Genomic DNA, 12,950 nt, shown 5'->3' with positions numbered 1-12,950 from the left:
AGGTGCCGCCCCGCACAGGGGCGACGCGTGAAGCACGAAGGCACAGCGCGGATGCCAGCGCAAACGCCAAAGCAACCAAGCCGACCGAGCCACGAAGGCAAACCGCGGACGCCAACGCTAAGCCCAAACACCAAACCGTGTGCGCAGCCAACACCCCGCCCGGGAGGCAAAAAAAACTCCATACCCAGGCGGGATGCCCGTGCCGCAAAGGCACACAACAAATCCCAACCGGGAACCGGCACAAAGTTCCATTGCCCGAATTGCCAGCGTTTCACCGTCTTTATTGCCCGATGGCCAATAGACGTCTCCCGCAATAATTCATCTCATCGGGAAACGGTATATCGCCGAACCGGGCAGCTCATCGGAGAACAGCTTGAACATTCGCAAATTTGTCGGTGCAACGAGTCGCGACGCGCTGCGTCTCGTCCGCGAGGCATTGGGCTCCGATGCAGTCGTGCTGTCGAACCGCACCAACGATGATGGCAGTGTCGAAATCGTCGCAGTCACCGACCGCGATCTGAGCGCGATCACGCCGCGCAGCCAGGAAGGCGCCGCCAGCCAGGGCGCAGGCGCGAACGGGGCAGCCGCCGGCGCACGCGTGCCGATGCTCCCCTCGATGCCCGTCAACAACCCGTATGCGAGCGGAATGCCCGACGTGTTCTCGTCGGTGTTCGGCGCAAGCCCCGAAGCAGGCACGGAACGCATGCCCGCCACGAGCGAAGAGAAGGCCGAGCCGCAAACGGCCTCCGCCGACAACGCGGCAGTCGAAAGCCAGACGAACCCCGCGCGCGCAACGGACGACGTCCGCGTCGACCTGCGCAGCGAAATGCCCGCCGCACCGGCGAAACCCGCAGCGGCAGCCATGCCGGACATGCTGGCCCGTCAGCGCACGATGGCCGAAACGAACCCCTGGCTGATCGATCACGCGCGCCGCATCGCGTCAAAGGACGTGGTCCACGCAGCCAATCCGACGATGACGCCGGCCGCCGCGATGGCGCGAGGCCTGGGTACGCCCGTCGATGCAGTCAACGAAGAAGCGAAGCCCGACTGGGCCCGCGAAGCCGCGCAACTCGCCGCACGCCGCGCCGCGCAAAAGCACAACGTGATTCCGACGACCGCAGAGGGCGCAGGCGACATCAACACGGCCCGCGACCCGCGCAAGAACGCAGCCACCGCCGATATGACGCCGAAGCAGGCCGCCGCGCTGACGGAATCGATCAAGTCGCGCCTCGAGCAGATGGTCAACGAGACCGTGATGCAGGAGCTCACTTCCATGCGCGGCATGATGGAAGAGCAGTTCGCAGGCCTCGTGTGGGCCGATCGCCAGCGCCGCAGCCCGACGCACGCAGCGTTGACGCGGCACCTGTTCGCTGCCGGCCTCTCGGCGCAGCTCGTGAAGATGGTGATCGACAACCTGCCCGAAGTCGAAGGAATGGACGAGGGCATGGAATGGGTCAAGACGGTGCTCGAATCGAACGTGCCCGTGATGGAAAACGAAGACGCGCTGATGGAGCGCGGCGGCGTGTTCGCGCTGATGGGCCCGACGGGTGTCGGCAAGACCACGACCACGGCCAAGCTCGCCGCGCGCTGCGTGATGCGCTTCGGCGCCAGCAAGGTCGCGTTGCTCACCACCGACAGCTACCGGATCGGCGGCCACGAGCAACTGCGCATCTTCGGCAAGATTCTGGGCGTGTCCGTGCATGCCGTGAAGGACAGCGCCGACCTGCAGCTCGCGCTCTCGGAGCTGCGCAACAAACATATCGTGCTGATCGACACGATCGGCATGAGCCAGCGCGATCGTCTGGTTTCGGATCAGATCGCGATGCTGTGCCGCGCCGGTCAGCCCGTGCAGCGCCTGCTGCTGCTGAACGCGACGAGCCACGGCGACACGCTGAATGAGGTCGTGCAGGCATATCAGAATGCGCCGGACCAGCAACCGCTCGCCGGCTGCATCCTGACCAAGCTCGACGAAGCGACCAACCTGGGCAGCGTCCTCGATACGGTGATCCGCTACAAGCTGCCCGTGCACTACGTGTCGACGGGACAAAAGGTGCCGGAGAACCTGTACGTCGCGACGAAGAAATTCCTGATCAAGAGCGCCTTCTGCATTCCGCGCGAGAACTCGCCGTTCGTCCCACAGGATGAGGACGTGCCGGCGCTGCTGTCGGCCCTGTCGGCCCGCTCGACCGCCGATCTGCACGAGGTTCGCTTTGGATAAGTTCGTGCTGGACCAGGCTGAAGGACTGCGGCGTCTGCTTGCGCGCTCCGGCTCGCGGGTCATAGCGGTCGCAGGGGGCTCGCACGGCGTAGGGGTGACGACGACGGTGGTGAATCTCGCCGCCGCGCTCGCCGAGCAGGGCAAGGATGTGCTCGTCATCGACGAAAGTCTTGGCGAGCGTTCGGTGAGCGCGATGCTGGGCGGCGTGCGCGGCGCGGGCAATGTCGCTGCCGTGATGCGCGGCGAGATGACGCTCGACGAAGCGGCTGGACGGCATGCGCTGGGCTTCGCGGTGCTCAATGCGTCGCGCGGCAATCGCGAGAGCTGCACGCGCGAGCAGATGGGCGTGGTGCTGAGCGGACCGGCGGATGTCGTGCTGATCGACGCGCAGGTGGACCGCGAAGGCTCGCTGTCAGCGCTCGCGATGCAGTCGCACGACGTGATGGTGGTGACGCGCGTCGCGGCGCAGGCGATCACCGACGCGTACGCGTGCATGAAGCGCCTGCACTTCGCGCATGCGATCGCGCAGTTCCGCGTGCTGGTGAATCACGTGCAGAGCGTGGCCGACGCGCATACCGCGTTTGAGAACCTGGCAGGCGTGGCGGGGCGTTATCTCGCCGTGTCGCTTGAAGATGCCGGCTGCGTGGCAGCCGATCCTTTGATGGCGCGAGCCATGGAGTTGTCGCGTTGTGTCGTCGATGCATTCCCATCGGCACCTGCTGCGCGCGATTTCCGTCATATCGCAGCCGAACTGCAGTACTGGCCGATGCGGCCAGCGATTTCGTCACGGACGCATGGCGTGCCGCCGACGACCGTAACAGCGGCGCAATACGCCGATCAACCGTCAGCGCAGCACGCGTGAAGGCAAGGACAAGGGGAGCACGATGTACAACGCTCAAGGAAAAATTTCGCAAGCCGAGGTTCTGACGAAGTACGCACCACTGGTGCGCCGTCTCGGTTTGCAGCTCGTGGCGAAGATGCCGGCGAGCGTCGATCTCGACGATCTGATTCAGGCGGGCATGATTGGTCTGCTGGATGCGGCGAGCCGCTACAAGGAAGACCAGGGCGCGCAGTTCGAGACATACGCGAGCCAGCGGATTCGCGGCGCGATGCTCGACGAGTTGCGCAGCAATGACTGGTTGCCGCGGAGCTTGCGGCGCACGTCGCGCGAGGTCGAGTCGGCCGTGCATCAGGTTGAGCAGTCGCTGGGGCGCTCGGCTAGCGAGACTGAGATTGCTGAGCATTTGAAGATGCCGCTCGATGAGTATCAGTCGATGTTGCAGGATCTGCACGGCAGTCAGTTGATCTATTACGAAGACTTTGATCGGTCGGCCGATGATGAGCCGTTTCTTGATCGGTATTGCGTTGATCATTCTGATCCGTTGTCGGCATTGCTTGATGACTCGCTGCGCGGGGCTTTGGTTGAGGCGATTGATCGGTTGCCCGAGCGGGAGAAGCTCTTGATGTCGCTCTATTACGAGCGTGGGTTGAATTTGCGCGAGATCGGGGCGGTGATGGAAGTTAGCGAGTCGCGGGTTTGTCAGCTGCATTCGCAGGCGGTTGCGCGGTTGAGGACTCGGCTGCGCGAGCAGGCATGGGCTTCGGCTGAAACTAGCTGATGCGCTTTTGATTTTGCTGTTGCTGTTGCTTTTGCCCTGCGGGCTGCTGGGATGGCTTTATTCTTCTTCGAGGGCCGATCTTTTTTAAGGTCGGCTTTTGCTTTTGGGGTTTTGGTTTGTCTGCGACGCTGGGGTGGTGTGCTTGCTTTTTCGCTGGCATCCGCGCTACGGTGTTTGCCGTTCACGCGTCGCCCCTGTGCGGGGCGGCACCTACTTTTCTTTGCCGCCGCAAAGAAAAGTAGGCAAAAGAAAGCGGCTAACACCGCTAATTCTTGTGTTTGCCTGAGGGCCCCCAACCGGTCCCACGCTTCACACGGCAACCACGTGACGCATGTTTGTTGCCAACGCTTTGAATTGACGCCTCACCCGCTTCACGCGTCCGCGTCGCGACACGCCGTGCCAGATATTCCGCCGCCGCCCAGGTGGCAAACTGTATGTAGGCCGTAGCACCTCGCACGCCTCACTTCGGACCGATAGCGCACGCGTTCCACCCTGTAAGAGCGCCAACCTATACGTCGCGACAACCTACACACAGTTTGCCACCTAGGCGGCACATACCGTTCGCTGCCGCTAGCTCTTGTTCGGGTGTTTGAAGTGGGTGAGGCGATCATTCGAAGCGTTGGCAACGAACGCGAACAGAAATGCTGCCGTGCGAAGCGTAGGACCGGTTGGGGGCCCTCAGGCAAGAAGAAATGTTGGCGGTGTTAGCCGCTTTCTTTTGCCTACTTTTCTTTGCGGCGGCAAAGAAAAGTAGGTGCCGCCCCGCACAGGGGCGACGCGTGAAGAAGGCTAACGCATCGCGGATGCCAGCGGAAGCCAAAGCAAACCACACCAGCTTCGCAGACACCCCAAAAACGAAAAAGCCGATACTCAAAAAGAGCACCGGCCAGGAAAAAGCAAAAAAACAGGGAATCCAGAAGGGGAGAACCCCCTTCAAAAAAAATCACATCCCAAAGGCTGGAACCCGCCCATCGGGCCCATAAAGCGCGCCCCGCTCGGGCCCAACAGCAACATTAAGCGCGGCGAGCGCCCGCCGGTTGTACTCCATTCGAGTCCGAATCAAAGCACCGTTGGTGGTATTAAACCGCCGAGCCCGCTCAACAGCCTTCTGCAACAAAGCCCACTGCGTCGCAAGACGAGAATCAGCCGCCACAGCCAGCTCCATCCCCTTCCATCCACCAGGATAACCCAGCTGCGAAAGCTGCGAATCCCGCGCCTTCTCCAGCGTGGAGAGCCGCTCCACCAATTCCATCTTCTTTTCGACGATGGGCGGCAGCGTGTCGATGGGATGCACCGTGGTCAGCGCCTTCTCCTCAGCAGCGAGGACGGAAGCGAACAGCTCCACAGCGGAATATTCGTCAATGACGGTGGCAAGCAGGGCGTCTTTCATCACAAAGCAACTCGCTAGGCACCGGCTCGCGCAGCACGCAAACCGGATTTGTCACAAATACCGCCCGGCACCCGCCGCACCGTCCATCGGTGCGTCCATCAGTTGCCGGACGACTGGCTCTTCTTCTGCAACAGGTCGCGTGCCGTCGCCAGCACGCCATCGGCGATCTTGCCGGAGTCGATCGTCAACGTGCCGTTTTTGATCGCCGACTTGATCGACTCGACATGCGCCGTGTCGATATCCGACGAACCGGCGCTCGCGAGGCTGTGCAAATGCGACGACAGCCCCGACAGATTCACATTGGCGTCGCCCGACGCGCCCGTGGCCGTCGACGTTGCCGTACCTGCGCCGCCCGTCGTGGCGGCGTCGCCTTGCTGCGTGCGCTGCAGCCCGTCTTTCAACGTCTGCAGGCCTGAATGGGTAGTGGAATCAACTTTCACGATTGGCTTCCTGAACGATTTGAATGAATTAACGGCATCCATCCATCGAACTTTAGGTCAACCGATCCGACACGTTTTTCAAGTTGTAACCGCTGGTAACACCCGTCAGAGCTGGATCACGACGGTTCCGCCGTCCTTCACGATGCCCTGGATGATCTGCCCATTCGCCGTCTTCACCCGCACCGGCTGGCCCGGCGACGCGTTGTTCATCGCGCTGCCTTCCGCCGAAATCGCAAAATTCGCACCTTGCGCGACCACTTTTACCGACTGCCCGATCGTCACCGAGTCCGCGCTCTTCAGCATGTCCCGGCGCAGCGGCAACCCTGCCGACACACGCATCAGCGACACCGAGCCGACAGCCTGCGCCGGGTCGGTGATCACGGCTTGCGGCAGCAGCGTCAGATCGCCGTCGCGCGCGATGAGATCGGCAGCGGACAGCAGCTCGCCCGGCGCAATCGAGCGCGAGGCGAGAAAGTAGGTCGCGTGAATCGACACCTTGGCCTGCAGATACAGCGTCCACGGACGCTCGCCCGAGCAGCGCACGCCGACCGTCGTGCGGCCCCAGACGCGCGCGCCCGTCGGTAGGAACGGCTCGAGCGTCGTGCATGCGGCGAGACCGCGCGGAAACACCGTCGCGACGCTGATGTCGACCTTGCCGGGCAATCCCGCCGACTGCTGTTGCAAATACGCGAGCGCGGCGCGGCGGATCGCTTCGCCGTCCTGCTGTCCAGCGGGCACGGGCGCCGCCGGTTGCGCGGCGGCCTGGGCCGGAGTCTGTGAGGCGGCGGGCGGCATAGCGGCCGCGCCGCGCAGCTGCGCCGCTGCGGCATTGCCGGCGGCCGGATTCACCGCAATCGGCTGAACACCCGCTGTCGGCCGCGCGACGGCCTGAGCCGGCGCGACCACGACCGGCATCACCTGACGCGATGCCGGTTGCAGGCTCACGCGCATCATGCCCGGCGCGCCCGCATTCATATTGGCGGGCGCAGCGGCAACACCTTGCTGCGCTGACGTCTCGCCCGCGCCCGCAATCACGATCGCGCCATCCGCATGCGCGGCTTGCGCGAAACGGTCCGCTTCGCTGCGCGGATTCGCGGCGAGCGTTGCGGGTGCAACCATCGGCGCCGGGACGCTCGCACGCGGTGCAGCGGCGGGCGCAGGCGTGTTGATCCGCTCGGCCAGTGCCTGAAGATCGGCGGGATTTTTCTCGCCGGGTCCCGCAATGACGATCGGTCCGTTGTTCTCTTGCGCATGCGAAATGGATGCGGCCGCGCAAGCGCTGACCAGCGCCATCGCCGAGAGCGTCCGGGCAGCACGCGCGCTCTTACGGCGAGCTTCGCGTGAAGCGTTGACGGGCAAGGGCATGGTCTGACTCCTTCGTTGATGCATAGGTACGAATCGCATTCTAGAGATCGCGCCTGCGGTGCAAACGGTGAATAGAGGCGTCCTTCCCCGGCTATTCGTCCGATTAAGACTTGCGCACCGCCCGCACAATTCACCACATGCAAAAAGGCCATCCCGGCCAGCGCAGTCGAAACGCTGCTTACCGAACAAGGTGGATCGGCGGTGCGAAACGGGAAGCCACGGACCGTTCCACGGAGAACCCAATGCTGGACAAACTCGATGCCGAATTTGCCTTTGGCCGCCAGGCGCTCGATGTGCGTGCCTATCGGCAGGAACTGCTGTCGTCGAATATCGCGAACTCCGATACGCCTGGCTACAAGGCGCGCGATGTCGACTTCGCTTCGTCGCTCGCGGGCGCGCTGAAGAAAAGCGGCGGCTCGACAGCGGGCGCCTCGAACAACGCACCCCTCGCGATGACGCGGCCGGCGGGCGTGTCGCAAGGCATGTCGATGGCCGCGACGGAGCCGGGCCACATGACGGGCAAGGCGCGCCTCATCCCGACGGGCGGCCCGACCGACGACTTCGGCAGGGTTGCCTACCGCATTCCGTCGCAGCCTTCGCTCGACGGCAACACCGTCGATCTGGACGCCGAGCGCGTGCAGTTCGCCGACAACTCGCTGCACTTCGAGTCCGGCATGACGGTGCTGTCGCAGCAGATCAAGTCGATGCTGTCGGCGATCACGTCGAACGGTTAACGACATTGCGCCGCCTTCCATACAGAGGGCAGCGCGCTGGACCAACGCTAAAAACTAACAACGCTACGGGATTAGACGCCGGTGTGCCGGCAAGAGAGGTCGAAAAGCCATGCCATCCCTGATGAACATTTTCAACGTCGCCGGTTCGGCGATGTCCGCGCAAGCACAACGCCTGAACGTGACGGCGTCGAACCTCGCGAACGCCGACAGTACGACGGGCCCCGACGGCCAGCCGTACAAGGCGAAGCAGGTCGTGTTCGCCGTCAACCCGATCGGCGGCGCGCGCACGGGCTCGGGCCAGCAGGTCGGCGGCGTGCAGGTGACGGGCGTCATCGACGACCCGACGCCGATGAAAACGTCCTACGACCCCGGCAACCCGGCCGCTGACGCAAACGGTTACGTCCAAATGCCGAACGTCGACCCGGTGCAGGAGATGGTCAACATGATTTCGGCCTCGCGCTCTTATCAGGCCAACGTCGAAACGCTCAACACCGCGAAACAGCTGATGCTGAAGACGCTCACGATCGGAACCTGAGGAGAGTTTCCTTGACTACGCAATCCACAATCGGCAACAACGGCGCGACTGTTTCGCAGACGTTACTCGACACGATGAACGGCACGGGCAGTGCGTCGTCGTCGAGCTCGTCGGCCAACCCGACGTCGGGCAGCGACCTGCAGAACACGTTCTTGCAGCTGCTCATCGCGCAGATGAAGAACCAGGACCCGACCAATCCGATGGACAGCTCGCAGATGACCTCGCAGCTGGCCCAGATCAATACGGTGACGGGTATCGCGCAGCTGAACACGTCGCTGACTTCGCTCGCCACGCAACTGACGACGAACCAGCAGACCCAGGCCGCGAGCCTGATCAGCGCGACGGTGCTCGCCCCGGGCGACGGCTTCGCTGTGGCATCGGGCAAGGCGACGGGCTTCGGCGTCACGCTCGCGAACGACGCGACGGACGTGCAGGTCACGGTCAAGAACTCGGCCGGCCAGATCGTCAACACGATCGACCTCGGCAAGCAGTCGGCAGGCACGATTCCTATCGGCTGGACGCCTGTGGACACGCAAGGCAACGCACTCCCCGACGGCAACTACACGTTCACCGCAAGCGGCACGACGGCAAACGGCACGACCAGCCCGGCCACGCTGTCGGCGGCCACGGTGCAGGGCGTGATCAAGCAGCCGGACGGCACGCCGGGCCTCGTCCTCTCGAACGGCAAGACGGTCGGCCTGACGTCGATCGCCGCCATCATCTAAACGCATTCAGCATCAGCAGATACGGAGACCGTCATGGGTTACCAGCAAGGATTGAGCGGACTGGCAGGCGCATCGAGCGACCTCGACGTCATCGGCAACAACATCGCCAACGCGAACACCGTCGGCTTCAAGCAAGGTGCGGCGCAGTTCGCGGACATGTACGCGAACTCGGTCGCCACGGCCGTCAACAACCAGATCGGCATCGGCACGCGCATGTCGGAGGTCGAGCAGAACTTCTCGCAAGGCACGATCACGAACGACGACATCGCGCTGCACGTCGCCATCAACGGCAACGGCTTCTTCCAGATGTCGAATAACGGCTCGGTGACGTACTCGCGCAACGGCGTGTTCCAGCTCGACAAGAACGGCTTCATCGTCAACGCCGACGGCCTGAAGCTGATGGGCTACGCGGCGAACGCGAACGGTGTCGTCAACACGGCGGGCACGGTGCCGCTGCAGGTGCCGACGGCCAATATTCCGCCGACGGCCACCAAAGGCATCACGGCCGGCCTGAACCTGAACGCGCAGGACAAACTCGCGCTGGGCACGCCTACCGCGGCGTTCGCCGGGACCAACACGGGCACCCTGACGAACAACGGCGTGTCGATCACGGACGGCACGCAGGGCACGAACGCCAACACCTACACGGTCACCTTCACCAGCGCGACGGCGTACACGGTGACGGGCAGCGACGGCTCGAGCGTGTCGGGCACGTACTCCGCCAACTCGCCGATCAAGCTCGGCAACGGCGAAACGATCACGCTCGCCGGCACGCCGGCCACGGGCGACGCGGTAACGATCACGCCGACGCCGCTGGCGTTCGACCCGAACAACAGCGCGACGTACACCTACTCGACGTCGGTGCCCGTCTATGACTCGCTGGGCGGCAAACAGCAGGTCGACATGTACTTCGTGAAGACCGCAGCCGGTTCGTGGGACGTGTATGCAGGCAAGGACGGCAGCGTCCCGACCACCAAGGTCGGCACCGCAAAGTTCGACACGTCGGGCAACCTGGTCAGCACGCTCGACGCGTCGGGCAACCCGACCTCGACGCTGTTCGCGTTCAACTTCTCGATCCCGAACTCGGACGGTTCGGCGACGCCGCAAGGTCTGACGCTGAACATCGCTGGCACGACGCAGTTCGGCAGCAAGGACGGCGTCAACTCTCTGACGCAAGACGGTTTCGCAGCGGGTCAGTTGACGAGCTTCTCGGTCGGCGCCGACGGCACCATCACGGGCAACTACTCGAACAACCAGACGGCGGCGCTCGGCCAGGTCGCACTCGCGACGTTCGCGAACCAGAACGGCCTGATCAACCTCGGCAACAACGAATTTCAGGCAACGGCTGCTTCTGGCGTCGCAGTGATCGCAGCGCCCGGCTCGACGAACCACGGCGTGCTGCAAGGCGGCGCGACGGAAAACTCGAACGTCGACCTGACGAGCGAACTGGTGAACCTGATCACCGCGCAACGCGATTACCAGGCGAACGCGCAGACGATCAAGACCCAGCAGGCCGTCGACCAGACGCTGATCAACCTGTAATAGCTGACGCACCGACACCATCATGGACCGGCTCATATACACCGCGATGTCGGGCGCTTCCCAGGCGCTCGAACAGCAGGCCGTGGTCGCGAACAACCTCGCGAACACCTCGACCACGGGCTTCAAGGCCCAGCTCGCGACGTTCCGCGCCGTGCCGATGGCGTTCGGCGACGGCAGCACGATTCAGAACGACACCACGCGCACTTTCGTGCTGTCGTCGACGCCCAGCGCGGACTACACGCCGGGCCCGACCCAGCAGACGGGCAATCCGCTCGACGTCGCGATCCAGGGTCCGGGCTGGCTGTCGGTGCTGACGCCCGACGGCCAGGAAGCGTACACGCGCGCGGGCAACCTGCACGTCGATGCAAACGGCCAGCTCGTCACGGCCAGCAACATGCAGGTGGTGGGTGGCGGCGGTCCGATTGCTGTGCCGCCCGGCGCGGAAGTGACGATCGGCAACGACGGCACGATCTCGGCGCTGATGCCGGGCGATCCCGCCACGACGATTGCACTCGTCGATCAGCTGAAGCTGGTGAATCCCGCGCCCGGCAGCCTCACGCACGGCGACGATGGCCTCTATCACACGACTGACGGCAATCCCGCCGACGCCGATCCCGCCGTCAAGGTCGCGGCAGGCGCACTCGAAGGCAGCAACGTGAATCCGGTCGCGGCGATGGTCTCGATGATCACCAACGCCCGCCAGTTCCAGATGCAGACCAAGATGATCGAGTCCGCCGACCAGAACGAGCAGTCGGCCAACAAGTTGCTGAGCTTCAGCTAATCCCGACGCAGATTTAACGGAACGCACCACGCTGCGTTCAGGAGAAAGTAAGTGAACCGCTCACTCTATATCGCCGCCACGGGCATGAATGCGCAACAGGCGCAGATGGACACGATTTCGAACAACCTCGCGAACGTCAGCACGAACGGCTTCAAGGGCTCGCGCGCGGTGTTCGAAGACCTGCTGTATCAGACCATCCGCCAGCCGGGCGCGAACTCGACGCAGCAGACGGAACTGCCGTCGGGCATCCAGCTCGGCACGGGCGTGCAGCAGGTTGCGACCGAGCGTCTGTACACGCAGGGCAACCTGCAGCAGACGGGCAATTCGAAGGACGTCGCGATCAACGGCCAGGGCTTCTTCCAGGTGCAGATGCCGGACGGCACGACCGCGTACACGCGCGACGGCTCGTTCCAGACCAACGCACAGGGCCAGCTCGTCACGTCGAGCGGCTATCAGGTGCTGCCCGCGATCACGATTCCGCAGAACGCGACGTCGCTCACGATCGGCAGTGACGGCGTGGTGTCGGTATCGACGGCAGGCTCGACTGCGACGACGCAGATCGGCTCGTTGCAGGTCGCCACGTTCATCAACCCGACCGGTCTCGATGCGAAGGGCGAAAACCTGTTCCAGGAAACGACCTCGTCGGGCACGCCGAACGTCGCGACGCCGGGTCTGAACGGCGCTGGCACGCTGAATCAGGGCTATGTCGAAGCATCGAATGTCAACGTCGTGCAGGAACTGGTGAACATGATTCAGACCCAGCGCGCGTACGAAATCAACAGCAAGGCCGTGACGACGTCCGACCAGATGCTGCAGACGCTCAGCCAGATGCCGGTTTAAGCGGGCTGACAGTAAGGCTGAAAGTCGGAAACACTTAGGCGGTAACCAAGATGTCGCATTTCATTCGAACCCAGATTCCTCTGCGCAGCGCGCGGGCAGTGTCGATGCTCGCTGGCGCTGGCGTGCTCGCCGCCGCGCTCGGCGGCTGCGCGCTCGTGCCGAGGGAGCCGATCACCCAGCAACCGATGACGGCCGTGCCGCCGCCGCCGCCGTCGCTGCAGACGCCCGGCTCGATCTACAACCCGGGTTACGCTGGCCGGCCGCTGTTCGAAGACCAGCGTCCGCGCAATGTCGGCGACATCCTGACCATCGTCATTTCCGAAAACATCAACGCGACGAAGTCGTCGGGTGCGAACACGAACCGCAACGGCCAGACCGCATTCGGCGTGCCGACGGCAGGCTTCCTTGGTGGTCTGTTCGGCAAGGTGAACCTCGACGCGACGGGTTCCAACACGTTCAAGGCGACGGGCGGCGCCAATGCGTCGAACACGTTCAGCGGCGTGATCACCGTCACGGTGATCGGCGTGCAGCCGAACGGCAATCTGCTCGTGAGTGGCGAAAAGCAGATGCTGATCAACCAGGGCAATGAGTTCGTGCGTTTCTCGGGTGTCGTCAATCCGAACACGATCAGCAGCCTGAACGCGGTTTACTCGACCCAGGTCGCGGACGCAAAGATTGAATACTCGGCCAAGGGCTATATCAACGAATCCCAGGACATGAGCTGGCTGCAACGCTTCTTCCTCAACGTCGCGCCGTTCTGA

General features: G+C 63.6%; 14 protein-coding genes. 10 read left to right on the top strand and 4 right to left on the bottom strand.

Features of this window, described 5'->3' with window-relative positions:
• The first annotated feature begins 373 nt into the window (after positions 1-373).
• Genes flhF through C2L64_RS17565 form a run of 3 tightly spaced genes read left to right on the top strand, consistent with a single transcriptional unit; the run spans position 374 to position 3,837 of the window.
• On the top strand, positions 374-2,218 hold the full coding sequence (gene flhF, locus C2L64_RS17575; protein WP_090838878.1) for a flagellar biosynthesis protein FlhF: 1,845 nt from the start codon (positions 374-376) through the stop codon (positions 2,216-2,218).
• Positions 2,211-3,080 (top strand): AAA family ATPase, encoded by an 870-nt coding sequence (locus C2L64_RS17570; RefSeq protein WP_007577050.1) that lies wholly within the window; start codon positions 2,211-2,213, stop codon positions 3,078-3,080. Before flhF ends, C2L64_RS17570 begins: the two co-directional genes overlap by 8 nt.
• Before the next feature lie 22 nt (positions 3,081-3,102).
• Complete coding sequence (locus tag C2L64_RS17565) at positions 3,103-3,837, top strand: RNA polymerase sigma factor FliA (protein WP_007577051.1); 735 nt, start codon at positions 3,103-3,105, stop codon at positions 3,835-3,837.
• Positions 3,838-4,444: 607 nt separating this feature from the next.
• Here C2L64_RS17565 and C2L64_RS53265 read toward each other — a convergent pair.
• The 4 genes from C2L64_RS53265 to flgA all read right to left on the bottom strand — a co-directional run bounded on the left by C2L64_RS53265 (position 4,445) and on the right by flgA (position 7,032).
• Positions 4,445-4,774: a hypothetical protein gene (locus C2L64_RS53265; RefSeq protein ID WP_143055828.1), complete on the bottom strand. Its 330-nt coding sequence runs from the start codon at positions 4,772-4,774 to the stop codon at positions 4,445-4,447.
• A 6-nt stretch (positions 4,775-4,780) separates the two neighbouring features.
• A complete protein-coding gene (locus C2L64_RS17560) occupies positions 4,781-5,227 on the bottom strand; it encodes a flagella synthesis protein FlgN (RefSeq protein ID WP_007577053.1) in 447 nt (148 codons plus the stop codon).
• Between the two features lie 98 nt (positions 5,228-5,325).
• Positions 5,326-5,667, bottom strand: a complete 342-nt coding sequence (gene flgM / locus C2L64_RS17555) for a flagellar biosynthesis anti-sigma factor FlgM (RefSeq protein ID WP_007746202.1) — start codon at positions 5,665-5,667, stop codon at positions 5,326-5,328.
• Positions 5,668-5,772: 105 nt separating this feature from the next.
• The gene (flgA, locus tag C2L64_RS17550; protein ID WP_090838876.1) at positions 5,773-7,032 is read right to left on the bottom strand and encodes a flagellar basal body P-ring formation chaperone FlgA; all 1,260 of its coding nucleotides are present in this window, start codon (positions 7,030-7,032) and stop codon (positions 5,773-5,775) included.
• Between the two features lie 242 nt (positions 7,033-7,274).
• On the opposite strand from flgA, the gene C2L64_RS17545 reads away from it, so the two are divergent.
• The 7 genes from C2L64_RS17545 to flgH all read left to right on the top strand — a co-directional run bounded on the left by C2L64_RS17545 (position 7,275) and on the right by flgH (position 12,950).
• Complete coding sequence (locus C2L64_RS17545) at positions 7,275-7,766, top strand: flagellar basal body rod protein FlgB (RefSeq protein WP_090838874.1); 492 nt, start codon at positions 7,275-7,277, stop codon at positions 7,764-7,766.
• 109 nt (positions 7,767-7,875) lie between these two features.
• Positions 7,876-8,301 carry a flagellar basal body rod protein FlgC gene (gene flgC, locus C2L64_RS17540; RefSeq protein WP_007577061.1) on the top strand — a complete coding sequence of 142 codons (426 nt, stop codon included), beginning with the start codon at positions 7,876-7,878 and terminating at the stop codon, positions 8,299-8,301.
• Between the two features lie 11 nt (positions 8,302-8,312).
• Positions 8,313-9,026 (top strand): flagellar hook assembly protein FlgD, encoded by a 714-nt coding sequence (locus tag C2L64_RS17535; protein ID WP_086918962.1) that lies wholly within the window; start codon positions 8,313-8,315, stop codon positions 9,024-9,026.
• A gap of 33 nt (positions 9,027-9,059) precedes the next feature.
• The gene (locus C2L64_RS17530) at positions 9,060-10,568 is read left to right on the top strand and encodes a flagellar hook protein FlgE (RefSeq protein ID WP_007577064.1); all 1,509 of its coding nucleotides are present in this window, start codon (positions 9,060-9,062) and stop codon (positions 10,566-10,568) included.
• A 22-nt stretch (positions 10,569-10,590) separates the two neighbouring features.
• Positions 10,591-11,349 carry a flagellar basal-body rod protein FlgF gene (flgF, locus tag C2L64_RS17525; RefSeq protein WP_090838872.1) on the top strand — a complete coding sequence of 253 codons (759 nt, stop codon included), beginning with the start codon at positions 10,591-10,593 and terminating at the stop codon, positions 11,347-11,349.
• A 51-nt stretch (positions 11,350-11,400) separates the two neighbouring features.
• The gene (flgG, locus tag C2L64_RS17520) at positions 11,401-12,189 is read left to right on the top strand and encodes a flagellar basal-body rod protein FlgG (RefSeq protein WP_007577068.1); all 789 of its coding nucleotides are present in this window, start codon (positions 11,401-11,403) and stop codon (positions 12,187-12,189) included.
• 50 nt (positions 12,190-12,239) lie between these two features.
• A complete protein-coding gene (flgH, locus tag C2L64_RS17515) occupies positions 12,240-12,950 on the top strand; it encodes a flagellar basal body L-ring protein FlgH (protein WP_086918960.1) in 711 nt (236 codons plus the stop codon).

The sequence above is a fragment of the Paraburkholderia hospita genome, assembly GCF_002902965.1.
Taxonomy (GTDB): domain Bacteria; phylum Pseudomonadota; class Gammaproteobacteria; order Burkholderiales; family Burkholderiaceae; genus Paraburkholderia; species Paraburkholderia hospita.
Note: the sequence above shows the minus strand (reverse complement) of the source record. Positions and strands in the feature narration are given on the sequence as shown.